14 protein-coding genes are annotated in these 14,136 nt (G+C 36.6%); 9 read left to right on the top strand and 5 right to left on the bottom strand.

Annotated elements, in window-relative coordinates; genetic code table 11:
* The first annotated feature begins 427 nt into the window (after positions 1-427).
* The 9 genes from arsS (at position 428) to ACN5J7_RS15090 (ending at position 9,162) form a co-directional block, all read left to right on the top strand.
* Positions 428-1,486 carry an arsenosugar biosynthesis radical SAM (seleno)protein ArsS gene (arsS, locus tag ACN5J7_RS15130; protein WP_418604550.1) on the top strand — a complete coding sequence of 353 codons (1,059 nt, stop codon included), beginning with the start codon at positions 428-430 and terminating at the stop codon, positions 1,484-1,486.
* Between the two features lie 82 nt (positions 1,487-1,568).
* Entirely contained in the window at positions 1,569-2,063 is a 495-nt protein-coding gene (locus tag ACN5J7_RS15125) for a rhodanese-like domain-containing protein (protein WP_418604549.1), read from the top strand.
* Entirely contained in the window at positions 2,056-2,685 is a 630-nt protein-coding gene (locus ACN5J7_RS15120) for a TIGR04282 family arsenosugar biosynthesis glycosyltransferase (protein WP_418604548.1), read from the top strand. The genes ACN5J7_RS15125 and ACN5J7_RS15120 overlap by 8 nt, the downstream gene beginning before the upstream one ends.
* A gap of 69 nt (positions 2,686-2,754) precedes the next feature.
* The gene (locus ACN5J7_RS15115; protein WP_418604547.1) at positions 2,755-3,567 is read left to right on the top strand and encodes a purine-nucleoside phosphorylase; all 813 of its coding nucleotides are present in this window, start codon (positions 2,755-2,757) and stop codon (positions 3,565-3,567) included.
* Between the two features lie 81 nt (positions 3,568-3,648).
* A complete protein-coding gene (gene arsM, locus ACN5J7_RS15110; protein WP_418604546.1) occupies positions 3,649-4,617 on the top strand; it encodes an arsenosugar biosynthesis arsenite methyltransferase ArsM in 969 nt (322 codons plus the stop codon).
* Between the two features lie 125 nt (positions 4,618-4,742).
* Positions 4,743-5,858, top strand: a complete 1,116-nt coding sequence (locus ACN5J7_RS15105) for an inorganic phosphate transporter (RefSeq protein WP_418604545.1) — start codon at positions 4,743-4,745, stop codon at positions 5,856-5,858.
* 1 nt (position 5,859) lies between these two features.
* Complete coding sequence (locus ACN5J7_RS15100; protein WP_418604544.1) at positions 5,860-6,702, top strand: DUF547 domain-containing protein; 843 nt, start codon at positions 5,860-5,862, stop codon at positions 6,700-6,702.
* 54 nt (positions 6,703-6,756) lie between these two features.
* On the top strand, positions 6,757-7,557 hold the full coding sequence (locus ACN5J7_RS15095; RefSeq protein ID WP_418604543.1) for a TIGR04283 family arsenosugar biosynthesis glycosyltransferase: 801 nt from the start codon (positions 6,757-6,759) through the stop codon (positions 7,555-7,557).
* Positions 7,558-7,635: 78 nt separating this feature from the next.
* A complete protein-coding gene (locus ACN5J7_RS15090) occupies positions 7,636-9,162 on the top strand; it encodes a carboxypeptidase-like regulatory domain-containing protein (RefSeq protein ID WP_418604542.1) in 1,527 nt (508 codons plus the stop codon).
* 109 nt (positions 9,163-9,271) lie between these two features.
* Here ACN5J7_RS15090 and ACN5J7_RS15085 read toward each other — a convergent pair whose 3' ends face one another.
* The 5 genes from ACN5J7_RS15085 to ACN5J7_RS15065 all read right to left on the bottom strand — a co-directional run bounded on the left by ACN5J7_RS15085 (position 9,272) and on the right by ACN5J7_RS15065 (position 14,105).
* Positions 9,272-10,003 (bottom strand): metallophosphoesterase family protein, encoded by a 732-nt coding sequence (locus ACN5J7_RS15085; RefSeq protein ID WP_418604541.1) that lies wholly within the window; start codon positions 10,001-10,003, stop codon positions 9,272-9,274.
* A gap of 200 nt (positions 10,004-10,203) precedes the next feature.
* Entirely contained in the window at positions 10,204-11,466 is a 1,263-nt protein-coding gene (locus ACN5J7_RS15080; RefSeq protein WP_418604540.1) for a POTRA domain-containing protein, read from the bottom strand.
* Positions 11,463-12,197, bottom strand: coding sequence for a hypothetical protein (locus ACN5J7_RS15075; RefSeq protein ID WP_418604539.1), 735 nt, complete (start codon positions 12,195-12,197; stop codon positions 11,463-11,465). The genes ACN5J7_RS15080 and ACN5J7_RS15075 overlap by 4 nt, the downstream gene beginning before the upstream one ends.
* The gene (locus ACN5J7_RS15070; protein ID WP_418604538.1) at positions 12,194-13,201 is read right to left on the bottom strand and encodes a glycoside hydrolase family 113; all 1,008 of its coding nucleotides are present in this window, start codon (positions 13,199-13,201) and stop codon (positions 12,194-12,196) included. Before ACN5J7_RS15070 ends, ACN5J7_RS15075 begins: the two co-directional genes overlap by 4 nt.
* Before the next feature lie 37 nt (positions 13,202-13,238).
* The gene (locus ACN5J7_RS15065) at positions 13,239-14,105 is read right to left on the bottom strand and encodes a transporter (protein WP_418604537.1); all 867 of its coding nucleotides are present in this window, start codon (positions 14,103-14,105) and stop codon (positions 13,239-13,241) included.
* Positions 14,106-14,136: the final 31 nt, after the last annotated feature.

The following is a 14,136-nucleotide window of genomic DNA, read 5'->3' as shown; positions in this document are numbered from 1 at the left end:
GCGTTACCCTGCGCTTCGAGTACCTCAGCGACCGTCGGGTCGGGCTTTCACTACTCGCTCCCTCCTGCGTCGGGGAGCTCAAACATTTAGCCTGCGGTGAGCGCAGTCGAACCGTTCAATCCCTAACGCGGGCCCGTTTGCAGAGGGCAATAACCGGCCTGTAGTCAGAGTTTATTTAAAAAGAATTTTGGGGAAAACAAAAAACAAGTTAAAAACAGAAAAGAAACCAAACAAAAAGTCAAGCCCTAAATTCCGGCGCAGTCGGGAAAGTCAATCTGCAGAAATAAAGAGCGAAGGAATGAAGATGCGAAGCGTAGCTTCAAGCACGTAATTCCGAAAGCGAATGATGCTTTAGCAATTTCCTCAGATTGACATGATTTTTTGGTTCGTTTTGCACCAAGGCAAAATGAATAGAAAAAAAATGAATATGACAAAAACACAATCCTTACATAAACGCCAAAGCGATTTAGCACAAAGCAACAGGCAACTGGAAATTCTATCTAACGGTATTTTCAAAAACGGCGAACTGCCAACCTTTAAAGCTAAAATTGCCGAAACCAATCAGTTTCCGCTTAAAGCGAAAAAACTGGAAATCCTACAGATAAACGTGGGCTATATGTGCAATCAAGTTTGCGAGCACTGTCATGTTGATGCGGGTCCAGACCGCAAAGAAATCATGACCCGCGAAACCATGCAACAGTGTTTAAATGTTATAAAAAAAACAGGCGCGCACACGCTCGACTTAACAGGTGGTGCACCCGAAATGAACCCCGATTTCCGTTGGTTTGTCGAAGAAGCATCCAAAGCCGGTATTACAGATTTTATCGTGCGTTCCAACCTCACCATTATCCGCGCCAATAAAAAATATCACGATTTACCGGAATTCTTTAAAAAACACAATATACACGTAATAAGCTCCATGCCACATTGGACACGCGGAAAAACCGATAAACAACGTGGCGAAGGTGTATTCGATCAATCCATAAAAGCGTTACAAGAATTAAACGCCGTTGGTTACGGCATGCCAGACAGCAAGCTTAAATTAGATTTGGTTTACAATCCGTCGGGTGCGTTTTTACCGGGCGATCAAACCGCTATGGAAAAGGATTTTAAAAAAGCGTTAAAAGAAGATTTCAACATTCAATTCCATAATTTATTCGCCATTACCAATTTACCGATTTCACGGTTTTTGGATTATTTGATCGCTTCGGAAAATTATGAAGATTACATGTACGCGCTCGTTGAAGCCTACAATCCTGCTGCCGTTGCAAACGTGATGTGCACCAATACGCTGTCTGTAAGTTGGGACGGTTATTTATACGACTGCGATTTTAACCAAATGTTGGAATTGCCCGTAAACAGTAAAGCCAAACATATTTCAGAATACAACGAAGCACTATTGGAAGGCCGAAATATTGTAATTTCGCAACACTGTTACGGTTGTACCGCGGGAGCCGGAAGTAGCTGTCAAGGCGTTGTGGCGTAGCTACTCGTCAGTAATCAGTAGCCGTTTGCAGGTATTACATTTTAAACAATCTATATTTCTTAAATAAAATATTCGTGAATTCGTGGCAAAAAAAATAGCATACATAATAATATTCTTAATATCTACTTTAAGTTTTTCTCAAAAATCAATTGCAGAGGTCTTAAAAAAATACAATACAGAAAGCATCCCGTACATTACGGTTAAAGACGCTTCAAAACAGCTAAACGCCGTTATTTTAGATGCCCGGGAATTTTCAGAATACAAAACCAGTCGACTAAAAAACGCTATTTATGTGGGTTACGACGATTTCAATCTTAAAAAAACCATAAAAAAACTCAACAACAAACAGCAACCTGTAATCGTGTATTGCTCGATAGGAGTACGGTCCGAAGATATTGCCGAAAAACTCAAAAAAGCAGGTTACACCAGTATTTACAATTTATACGGTGGAATTTTTGAATGGAAAAACAACAATTTACCCGTTTATAATTCCGAAGAAAAAGAAACCGATAGCATACACACATTCAATAAAGAATGGAGTAAATGGTTAAAAAAAGGCATTAAAATTTATGACTAAAGCACTCATTATCGTTTTTGTGAAAAACATCAAACTGGGCAAAGTAAAAACGCGACTCGCCAAAACCATTGGCAATCAAGCGGCCTTTGAGGTATACAGCGAACTGGTTAAAATCACCGAAAAAGCTACCGAAAACATAGCAATCGATAAGCGTATTTATTTTTCTGATGCCATAATTGATTCCAAATGGAAAGGCCAATATAAAGCCGTTCAAAAAGGTAAAGATTTAGGCGAGCGCATGAAAAACGCCTTTATAAAAGGAATTGAAGATGGATATGAAAACATCGTGTTAATCGGCTCCGATTTGCCCGACATCAATGCCACTTATATTAAAACCGGATTGCAATCCCTAAAAACCCATGATGTTGTTTTTGGTCCCGCCATCGATGGTGGCTATTACCTAATCGGCATGAACAAAATGCATCATTTTATTTTCGATAACAAACCGTGGAGCCAATCCAATTTATTAGAAGCTACTTTAAACGAATTACAACAAAATGCTGTATCTTTCGGGTTGCTTGAGCCTTTAAACGACATCGACACATTTGAAGATTTACAAGCCTCAGCATTTTACAAATCGAATATTAAATTACAACACCGCATAGAACAATTAAATGATTGAAAAGATGGCAAACAGTTGCTGGAAACTCTTATTTTTAATCAAATTTTTCAAATTCACAAATATTAACACATGTTAAAATACATTAACGAAACTGTTGAATACCTTCAAGAAAAAGGATTCGAAAGCCCAGAAATTGGTATCATTTTAGGAACCGGATTGGGTCAACTTATAAACGAAATAGACATTTTGGTTGAGGCTAGCTACAACCATATTCCTTACTTTCCAACCGCCACGGTCGAGTTCCATAAAGGCAAACTTGTTTATGGCCATTTAGCCGGAAAAAAAGTTATTGTTATGCAAGGCCGTTTTCATTTGTACGAAGGCTACACGCTACAAGATGTTACCTATCCGGTACGTATTATGGAAAAACTGGGCATAACAACCTTGTTGGTTTCCAACGCCGCCGGTGCTATAAACCTCAACTTCAAAAAAGGGGAACTCATGCTTATTGAGGATCATATAAATTTACAAGGCAGTTCGCCATTGGCTTTTAACGGTGTCGAGAATTTAGGCGAACGCTTTACGGATATGAGTGCACCGTACAATGAGGGCATCAATTCTACATTTAAAACCATTGCCAAAAACCGCAACATAAAACTTCACGAAGGCGTTTACGCCAGTGTTGTTGGCCCGCAATTGGAAACTCGCGCCGAATACAGAATGCTTAAAATTATTGGTGCCGATGCCGTTGGTATGAGCACCGTTCCCGAGATTATTGTTGCCAATCATCTAAATATAAAAGTAGCGGCAGTGTCAGTTTTAACCGATGAATGCGACCCAGATAATCTAAAACCTGTTGATATTTCAGAAATCATAGCCATGGCTGCAAAAGCAGAACCAAATATGATTACATTATTTAAGGAATTAATAAAAACACTTTAATTAGTTGGCGGTTTTCAGTCCACAGTTTTCAGTTATTCTGGGACTGTAAACTGAATACTGCCAACTGCAAACTGAAAAAAAATGAGCTACCTAGAAACCACACACAACGTTTACAAAGAAGCGGCATTAACACCCGATGTCGGGCTCTGCTGCACCACAAACCCTATTTGGGAATTGCCCGAGTTAAAAATCCCAAAAATCATGCAGGAAATGAACTATGGCTGTGGTTCTACGGTTCATGCACGCGATTTAACCAACAACCCAAAAATGCTTTATGTTGGTGTGGGCGGTGGTATGGAATTGCTGCAATTTGCCTACTTCAATCGTCAAAAAGGCGGTGTAATTGGTGTGGATGTTGTCGATGAAATGTTAGAAGCTTCACGCAAAAACTTCATGGAAGCCGAAGCTCAAAATCCTTGGTTTAAAAGTAAATTTGTCGACCTTAAAAAAGGTGATGCCATGAATCTTCCTGTTGAAGATAATAGTATAGACGTGGCCGCACAAAACTGCTTATTCAATATTTTTAAGGCTGATGATTTAAAAAAAGCCATTGCCGAAATGTACCGAGTACTAAAACCCCACGGGCGTTTAGTAATGAGCGACCCGACCTGCGAACAACCCATGAATGATGATCTGCGTAACGACGAACGCTTACGGGCCCTTTGTTTAAGCGGTAGTTTGCCCATTGCAGAATACGTAAAAGCATTAACCGATGCAGGTTTTGGAACCATTGAAATTAGAGCTCGAAAACCGTACAGAATTCTTGATCCTAAAAATTATCCAACAGACGAATTAATCTATATTGAATCCATAGAAGTTGCTGCCATTAAAGACCCGATGCCCGCTGATGGCCCATGTGTTTTTACTGGGAAAGCAGCTATTTATTATGGCGCCGATGACTATTTTGACGACAAAGCGGGTCATGTTTTACTAAAAAATCAACCCTTAGCGATATGCGATAAAACAGCTGCAACTTTACAAGCTTTAAATAGAGATGATATCTATTTTTCAGAATCTACGTTTCATTACGATGGTGGCGGTTGTTGCTAAGCATCTAATTGCAAAATAATTAAAAGAGCGACCCATGGGTCGCTCTTTTTTTAACATTTAATTTTTAAAGATAATAGTAAGCAATCACTTATATAATCGTCAAAATCTTAATAAACGATTTATTAATGATTCTTGCTCTTTTATTTCTTTCAGCCTGTTTTTTAGCGTACAGCAATGGTGCTAACGATAATTTTAAAGGTGTTGCCACACTTTTTGGAAGCGGTACTACCAACTACAAAAAGGCTATTAATTGGGCAACCATTACCACACTTTCAGGTTCTGTAGCTGCGATTTTATTGGCAAAAGAATTGGTCAAGAATTTTTCAGGAAAAGGATTAGTCCCAAACGAACTAATCGCAATGCCAATTTTTGCTATTTCAATAGCTTTTGGAGCCGCTTTAACCGTATTTATTGCCACAAAAATCGGCATGCCCATTTCTACAACACATAGTTTAGTGGGCGCGTTATTTGGTGCCGGTGTTATGGCAGTGGGCTCTCAGTTTAACTTCGAAAAACTAGGAACCACTTTTTTAATACCATTAATTGTAAGCCCTTTAATGGCCGCTGTATTAAGTTTAATGCTTTACATTATTTTTAAATACTTTAGAAAACAATTAGGCGTTACCAAAAAAACAAATTTGAATATCCATAAAAAACAAACGCAGTCCATAGCTACTTTAAATATGGATAAAACCTTAAGTTTGAAATCCAAAACCGCTATTAAAGCCACCATTCAAAATAAAACAGAAACTTACGAAGGGCAAATTCTAGGCTTAAGTTCACAAAAAGTTTTAGATGCTTTACATTATTTAAGCGCCGGCATTGTAAGTTTTGCGCGCGGATTAAACGACACGCCCAAGATTGTTGGGTTGCTTTTAATAATCAACGTTATAGATATTAAATTAAGCATGGCAATTATTGCTATTGTCATGGCTTTTGGTGGCTTGATGAATGCCAAAAAAGTAGGGTTGACCATGAGTAAAAAAATCACGCCGATGAATTCCGGACAAGGGTTTACGGCCAACTTAATTACAGGTTTGTTGGTAACTTCGGCAAGCATTCATGGGCTACCGGTTTCTACCACCCATGTATCGGTTGGTTCTATTTTCGGAATAGGAACTGCGACCAAAAAAGCAGATTACAAAATGATAAGCAAAATATTGTTATCTTGGTTTTTAACGCTACCATTAGCAGCCATTGTAAGTGCAATTTTATTTAAACTTTTAGAAACTTTATCATAAAATGAAATACCTCATTTTAACAACCTTTGTCATCATTTTATCAGCTTGCGCTAGAACGAAAAAGGTGGTTGAACATAAACCTAATCCCGTAGTTCAATCTGAAATAGACACCAAAAAGGAAATAGATTCGCCATTGCAAAAAGAAACTGAAGTAGCTGATAACGGATTCCATCAAAAGCTTACCAAAGGAGTTATTACCACACATCAATTATGGGACGAACTATTAGTGAAACACGTTTCAGAAAACGGCAATGTAAATTACAAATCATTTAAAATCGAGCATAAAAAACTGCTCGACTACATTTACGCTTTAAGCTTATTTTATGCAAATGATGCTTTTAACACTATTTCTAACGATGAAAAGCTTGCCTTTTGGATTAACGCTTACAATGCTTTTACGATTGATTTAATTTTGCGACAGTATCCCCTAAAAAGCATAAAAGACATTAAAAAACCCTGGGAGCAACGCCTGTGGAAATTAGGTGAAAAAGAGTTTAGTTTAAATGATATTGAACATGAGATTTTACGGAAAATGGACGAACCACGAATTCATTTTACCATTGTTTGCGCCTCGGTTTCATGCCCTAAATTATTAAACGAAGCTTATACGGCTGAAAATTTAGAAGCACAACTTACTAAAGCCACAAAGGGTTTTTTAAGCGATTCAACAAAAAACAACATATCAAAAGACAGTCTTGAGCTATCGAAAATATTTCAATGGTTTGCAAAAGATTTTAAACAAAATGGTAGTTTAGTCGATTTTTTAAACCAATATTCAGACGTTCAAATTTCCGCGAAAGCGAAAAAAAGTTATAAAAGCTATAATTGGGATTTGAATGAATAAAAACATTTAGACCTGTCAGGTTTTAAAAACCTAACAGGTCTCTAAAAACAAAATATGAAACACCAAATCTCCATAATTATACCTACATTAAATGAAGCAGACCATATTGAAAATCTGTTGAATCATTTATTGAAAAATGCTTCGAAAGAAAACATTTCAGACATTATTATTGTTGATGGCGGCAGTACAGACCAGACTTGTAAAATAGTACAGAACTTTGTCACTTCGAGTGATTTTGAGCATAACGAAAAATTGTGTCGAGAAGACTTAATTAAAGTTCTCGATACAAAATTTTCTATCGAAAATTCTACTCGACCAGACATCAAATTAATTCACTCGCAAAAAGGTCGTGCCAAACAAATGAATTTAGGAGCAAAAAACGCTTCGGGAAACATTCTGTATTTTTTGCATGCCGATTCTTTTCCACCTAAAAATTTCGACGAATATATTATTGAACAAGTTGAAAAAAACCATCATGCCGGTTGCTTTATCATGAAATTTAACAGCGACCATTGGTGGCTAAAACTAGCGGGACAATTAACACGATTACCTTTAAAATCTTGTCGAGGTGGCGACCAAAGTTTATTTATCACAAAATCACTTTTTAAAACCCTTAATGGTTTTGATGAGAATTTTAAAATATACGAAGACAACGATTTAATTGGCAAACTTTACGCTCGCAAGCAATTTGTGGTCATTCAAAAATGGTTAACAACCTCGCCAAGGCATTACAATACCAATGGTGTTTGGCGTTTGCAATTTCATTATTGGACCATTCATTTAAAAAAATGGTTGGGCGCTTCGCCAAATCAATTAAACCAATATTATTTAAAATATGTAAGTGTTAAAAAATGATAAAATTCACTTAACGAAACTCTAAATGGTACAAATAGGTTATATAATCGTCTACTTTTATAGCAAATAGATTTTTATATGAATCCAAAATTATTTCTAGTTTTATTTACATTATTTATTTTTCAATGGTCTCAAACACAGAACTCCATTCATGCCAAATTAATTGATTCCACTACACAAAAACCCATCGCGTTTGCGACTATTGAGCTCAATAAAAAATCTGGGGTTATTAGTAACGACAATGGCGTGTTTCAAATATATTTGAATAAAAAAACTAGGGCAAACGACTCCCTTTTTATCAATTGTTTGGGTTACGAAACCAAGCGCGTTGCAGTTGAAAAATTCACCGATAGCATTATTGTTTTAAGTCAGAAATCCATTGAATTGGACGAGGTTTTGGTTTCGAACAAAGCCTATACGGTTGAGGAAATTATAGAAAAAACACAAGAAAACTTAGCAACAAATTACGATTTTGAATACACCAAAAGCAGGCTGTTTTATAGGCAATCCGACCATAATAACATGATTAAAAACATCATTGCTATTAATAAATCGACCATTCCGGAAATCAATCAAAAATTTGTTGATAGCGTATTGGATATTATGCCTAAAAACTCGGGTAATTACACAGAGCTTTTAGGTGATTTATACCTAAAGCCCATTGCTGAAAACGCCCTAAAATTAGATATTATAAAAGCTTCAAACCTTTACGACAAAAACAATGAAATCTCATTTGAAGACCTTGAAGAAAAATTTAATACCATTTTTAAAAAACACATTAAAAGAGATTCCTATTTTAAAATTAAATCCGGGATTTTCGGCACAAAAGAAGACATTGACTCTTCCTTTTTTGGCGATGCCCAAGCCGATGAAGACATTGAAAAAACCAAAGCCTTTATTGACGAACAAAAAAAGAAGGAAAACGAACGTAAACAGAACTTTTTAAGATACAGAAAACGCGCTATTGCAAATTTAGAGACCAGCAGTTTTATCTTTGAGGATTCGTTTTTAAACTTTCTTGAAAAGTCTAACAGATACAGATTCGAGCTTTTGGACTATCAATTTTTAAACGGTGAATTTGTTTATAAAATAACATTTACCCCAAAGCGAAAAGAAGGTTTCAAAGGTGTTTTATATATCAATACTGATGATTTTGCCATTGTTAGGGTGGACTATGAGAATGTGAAAAACCTAAAAAACTTTAGACTTTTAGGCATCTCTTACAGTGAATATTTAAAAAAAGGCACCTTTATTTATGCTAAAAATAATGCCGCTAAATATGCCCTTAAATATGCCGAAGTGGAAAACGGGAATAAGTTTGGAATTAAACGCCCATTAAAGATTATTGAAAAAAACAAACATGTAAAAGGGCGGAGAAAGCAGAATGAAATTTCTACCCATATTCATTTTATCGTATCGAACACCACCAAAAAAGAACTCGTGGTTTTTGAAAACGAAAGTATTACCGAAACGGCATTTAATAACATTACTGAAAAAGCCAAAGTTAAGCCCACGTATTTACCAAAATACGACCCCGAATTTTGGAAAGGCTATAATGTTATGGAACCCAATCAGGCGATAAAGGATTTTAAGAGTATTGAGTGAAATTAACCTATAAGGTTTCCAGAACCTTGAGGTATGTTCTTTTTAGTAGACTTACAAGCTTAAAACAAAACCTTGCAGGAGACCCAAACTAAAAACGCAGTTAACTTATTTAACCTCTATTCCTCCCCTTTTCATTGGGGTATAAATTGGGCAAATTATCACTTTGGAAAAACGCTTTCGTGTCTATATTCATTCCAGATAATTTACCGGTAAACGCAGCGCCCGTATCAATGTTCCAAATGTTTGCGGCTTGCATGGGCACGCCGACGTTAAAATTTATAGTTGGAGTGTGCCCAATAAAAATTTCGCTGTAGTGTTTTAATCGGTTTGGGTATAATGTAGAATCCTTTGCAATGCGATTATCCATCGTTAAAGCCATTTCCCAAAGCGTTCTATCGAAATATAAACTTTCTTTAAAAACCTCTTTTTCCACACCGTGCATTGATGTAAATCCAGCGTGAACAAACAATCTGTTTTCGCCGTCAATAAAATAAAGTGGCATACTTTCAAAAAATTCTAAATGCTTCTTTTTTTTGGCTTCCGAAAACCCCGCATAACTGTCTATGGTTTCTTTACCGCCATGCATATACCAAACGGGGTCAACACGGTCTTCTCTTAACCAGTTTTCACACCAAACATCGTGGTTCCCCTTTATAAAAACACAATTGAAATTTTTAGAAAGGTCTATTAAAAACGCAACAACCTGTGCAGATTCGCTCCAGCCATCAACATAATCGCCCATAAAAATAAGGGTGTCTTCATCTTTAATTTCCATTTTATTCAATAGCTGAATTAATGCTTTTAAACCACCATGAATATCGCCAATTGCAAATGTTCGCATATAACCCTCGTTTTTTCAAAAATAAATGTTTGTGTTTGAATTAACTAGACTTTGCGTTTTAAAACTTACTGTGGCGGATTGGTTCGTTAGGGATTGAGCATACTTCGACATCGCTCAGCACAAGTTTGTTGGAGCTCCTCGCAGAGAGCGACTGGTGAAAGCCCGACCCCAAGGCACGAAGAGGTAACGCCCGAAATACTTTAAAAATATTGTCCAATACCAAACACAAAACCCTTGGTTGCATTTTTGGTGATCCCATGTCCGTAATCAATTCTAAAAATGGCGTTGTATATTTTTTTATGAATAAAACGAAGCCCCAAACCCGGATATATTTTGATGTTTTCGTCTTTACTAAAATCGCCAAAATCGCCTCCTGGATTTCGCCAAGAACCGGCATCAACAAATGTGTTTCCTTGCAAAACGAACCAATTTTTCTCGTAAATGGTATAACGGAATTCGGTATTTAAAACAATAACGCCTGTGCCTCTGTCGATGGTGTTTCCAACGCCACGAACATTCAAATTATTATCTACCGAAAAAGGGGCGAATGGCGTTTTATCGTTTTTTGACAAGCCCAATCTCAATCGGTTTGCCCAAATACTACGCATGCCAAAACGTTTAAAATAGAAAAAATCGTTCCAAGCGATAAAAAAATCAGGGAGCATATCGTTGGTTGATGTTACATATTGAAAGTTAAATTGATTTTTAACACCGGACACATATTGGTAAAAATAATCCAGATTGTTGTATTCGTAAATGCTTTTAAGCAACCATTTGTGCACATTTAATTGCTGTGGCACATTGGGGTTTGTAGCGCCAGATTTATAGGCATAATCTTCAACAAAATAGTTTATTCCGAGTTCCAGTTTGTTGTTAAAGTTAAACTCGTATAAACCCAAAATTTCCAAAGATTGGTTATTGTATTTATAATCGGCCGTTGTACCATCAAAAAAAACAGGCTCTTGGGTTGTTAAATCTTGATAGTTTACAGCCAAACCCAATTTGTTTGAAACCAAATAAGGCGCCCTAAAATTTATGGCGTAACTGCTGTAAATATCCTTTTGATAAAACCCGCCAAAACCAATGTTTCTCCCCAATAAATTAAACTCGTGCAGTCCCAAACGATAGGCAAACTCATCGTTATTTGTGGTATACATATTGGCCGAAGGAATTAAGGTGAAGTTCTCAACAACATTATAAAACACGTTGTATTGATTGTTTTCGGAATAAAACACCTGATAATAAGCGTGAGACACCGACGGCAAGCGTTTTAAGCGTTTTATATCTTGCTCGATAACCAACGAATCCAGCTTTTCTCCAGTTTTAATAGATGATATTTTTTTGATGAAAGACGATTTGAGCTTTTTATTACCCTGAATTTTTAAATCGGCAACCGTATAATTCTGCGAAAACAAACTCACAGTGAAAAAGCTTAAAAATACAATGGCTAGCGTTTTACTCATTGAGCTTCAAAGGTTTTAAGAATGCCCCAATTTACCCAATTATTTTCACTAACATCCATTAAGGTGAAGTTATAATTATTTCCAGAAATGAGCAATGGTGGCGTTTGCTGGGTCGTTATATTTAGAACCACGTTGGATGTGTTGTAATATTGAAAATGATTCTCGTAAGTATAGGTGCCCGAAAGTAAATTGTTTTGCGCATCCGAAACCACTTGAAAATATATGGCATTATCGTCAAAAGCATCATCTTCCCACATAAAATTAGGCATGTTGGGTTGCGATTGGTCGATAACGACTTCACTATTCCAAACAGTTGGTTTGGTGTTTTGTTTGGACCGAATGGGGTTGGACATTTTTATTTCACCATGCAATTCAAAAGTAACAATAATCCATTTTTCATTTGAAGAAGATTGTACAAACTTGCCCAAATACCCATTAAAAAACGGTTCGTTTGGAATGGTGATTTGCACATAATTTGAAAACTCGTTTTGGTCAACTTGTGCATTTTCAGTTTCATAAAGGCGGATATGGGTTGCACCGGATTCTGGGTAATAAAAGGTTAGAATCTCGTTGGTATTTTCATCGCTTGCGGCACAGGCAATAACAGCACCCACTTCAAAAGACCTGTTTAAAACGTAAGCTTCTAACGTATTGCGCAGGTCGTCATCCGCATCTTTTGAACAAGATGTAAAAGCGAAAAGACAGACCAATATGTACTTCAATTTATTCATTTAAAATCACTGTAATGTTTACGTAAAACAGCTTCAACGGGTTTGTTTTGCGGTGTAAATTGTGCATTGTTTACGCCACCAACCGCTTCGTGATTAACAAACCATTTCCAAATAAAACCACCGGCAAACCAGTCTTCATTCCAAAAGTTTTCCAACAGCGCTTTAGTGGTATTGGTTTGCGCATCTAAATTAACATGCCCCATATTTCTGTCGCTTTTCCAAGGTTCTTTCCCAGAATAATCCACGCTTCTATAGCCAAATTCAGTAAACAAAATAGGTTTGTTAAAGGTATTTGAAACCTGTTCAATAACTGGTTTATGTGCTTTCCAACCTGCTGTAGCTTCGGCGACCGTAGGCGTTTTACTATCGCTAACGGGAAAATAGGCGTCAATGCCAATAAAATCCAATTCATCCCAAAATGGTGTATGCTTAAACTCGTCCCAATTGGCAGCGTAAGTTAGTTTGCCTTTGTATGTTTTTTTTATTTCCGCAATTAAATTACGCCAATAATCTGGTCTGTTTTCAATGAATTTTTCAAGTTCTGTACCAATGCAAAATAGTTCAGCATCAAACTCATGAGCTAATTGGGCGTATTCTAATATAAATTTGGAATATGAATTTTCCAAGGTTTTCCAATCGGCTTCAGATGCCATTTCTAAATACCCCGTAAATTCGCCATGCCAAATCCAAATTTGGGGTTTTATCATAATTTTAATATGCTTTTGTCGAAGTACTTCAACATATTGCTTTGCTCCCGCTGTGGTTTCACCAAACCACTGTCGCTGCGTGTTAAACACAATTTCCGGGTGTTCCAAATTTCGTATAAACCCAAAAGGCATAATGGCTGCATAATTAGCGTTGACGTTTACAACAGGTTTTACATGCGCATGATCAATGGACTCTTGTGAGGCTACAAAACTTACACCGTTAATTTTTTCTGGTTGACTTAAACAGGTCTGAAAAATCAGCGCTAAAAAAACAATTAGGAACTTAAATAGTTTCATAAAAAACGATTTATAAACTCCTAATTTACATTATTAATTAAAACAAAGCCCTTAAACCTATATTAAATGATTGTCCTAAACCCGTAGTGTTGCCTCTTATAAAATTACTGTAAAGCACCTCTAAATTTAAAGTTTTACATAATTGATATTTTCCACCAAAACCCAATGCCGTATAATCTTGTTTAAAATCGCCAACACGTTGTTGATGCTGCGCAAATCCTAAAATGGTAAATTCCTTATTGGGGAAATAACTTAAAAACACACCCGGAGCCAACACAAATGTTTTATTGGCAAAACTGGTTTTCTCACCAAAATTATACTCGGTGTTTAGCTCTGTAAACAGTTGCCAATCACCACTTGGAAAGGTGTAATCGTAGAAAAATCGATTTTGGAATGTGTATGCGGTTTGGTCTAAAAACACGTTGTTTTCGGTTTCGTTATCAACCAATGGTATATGGAATGCCGTTTGAATTGTAAAGTTGCTCACATTATTAAACGGATTGAATTTGATAGCGGGTGCGATAGATGTTATGCCCGAACGCGCCGTATTGGTTTCGCCGTCAAACTTAAAAACATCGAGGGCTTTACGGTTTCCAACGATGTTGGAACGCATTTCAATCAACAAACCCACATTCAATGTACTGTTTTGCGAAACGCCCGTAAACACGTCGATTGTTGATGTAAAATAGGTTTCTCTCGGTTCATTTTTAGACACATCGCCACTACTATTTGCCACTTTGGTTTGGGTGTATAAGTTGTTGAAAAACTTAATATCCCACTGGCCTTTTTTTAACAGTTTTGACGGTGTATAGGTTTGGATATTGCTTTTTTGGACATCTTCTTCTTGTGAAAACCCGGTAAATGCTATCGCTGAAATTATAAGACATGCTATTGTTTTTTTCATCTGTATTTGGTTTTTGTTTCTTTTTTTAGAC

It is taken from the genome of Hwangdonia sp., assembly GCF_048381975.1.
GTDB classification, from domain to species: Bacteria; Bacteroidota; Bacteroidia; order Flavobacteriales; family Flavobacteriaceae; genus Hwangdonia; species Hwangdonia seohaensis.
Note: the sequence above shows the minus strand (reverse complement) of the source record. Positions and strands in the feature narration are given on the sequence as shown.

Coding starts and splice junctions, on each gene's coding strand:
- ACN5J7_RS15105 (WP_418604545.1), top strand. CDS start 4,743: ATGATTCTTGCTCTTTTATTTCTTTCAGCCTGTTTTTTAGCGTACAGC.
- ACN5J7_RS15120 (WP_418604548.1), top strand. CDS start 2,056: ATGACTAAAGCACTCATTATCGTTTTTGTGAAAAACATCAAACTGGGC.
- ACN5J7_RS15115 (WP_418604547.1), top strand. CDS start 2,755: ATGTTAAAATACATTAACGAAACTGTTGAATACCTTCAAGAAAAAGGA.
- ACN5J7_RS15100 (WP_418604544.1), top strand. CDS start 5,860: ATGAAATACCTCATTTTAACAACCTTTGTCATCATTTTATCAGCTTGC.
- ACN5J7_RS15090 (WP_418604542.1), top strand. CDS start 7,636: ATGAATCCAAAATTATTTCTAGTTTTATTTACATTATTTATTTTTCAA.
- arsS (WP_418604550.1), top strand. CDS start 428: ATGACAAAAACACAATCCTTACATAAACGCCAAAGCGATTTAGCACAA.
- ACN5J7_RS15085 (WP_418604541.1), bottom strand. CDS start 10,003: ATGCGAACATTTGCAATTGGCGATATTCATGGTGGTTTAAAAGCATTA.
- ACN5J7_RS15065 (WP_418604537.1), bottom strand. CDS start 14,105: ATGAAAAAAACAATAGCATGTCTTATAATTTCAGCGATAGCATTTACC.
- ACN5J7_RS15070 (WP_418604538.1), bottom strand. CDS start 13,201: ATGAAACTATTTAAGTTCCTAATTGTTTTTTTAGCGCTGATTTTTCAG.
- ACN5J7_RS15095 (WP_418604543.1), top strand. CDS start 6,757: ATGAAACACCAAATCTCCATAATTATACCTACATTAAATGAAGCAGAC.
- ACN5J7_RS15075 (WP_418604539.1), bottom strand. CDS start 12,197: ATGAATAAATTGAAGTACATATTGGTCTGTCTTTTCGCTTTTACATCT.
- arsM (WP_418604546.1), top strand. CDS start 3,649: ATGAGCTACCTAGAAACCACACACAACGTTTACAAAGAAGCGGCATTA.
- ACN5J7_RS15080 (WP_418604540.1), bottom strand. CDS start 11,466: ATGAGTAAAACGCTAGCCATTGTATTTTTAAGCTTTTTCACTGTGAGT.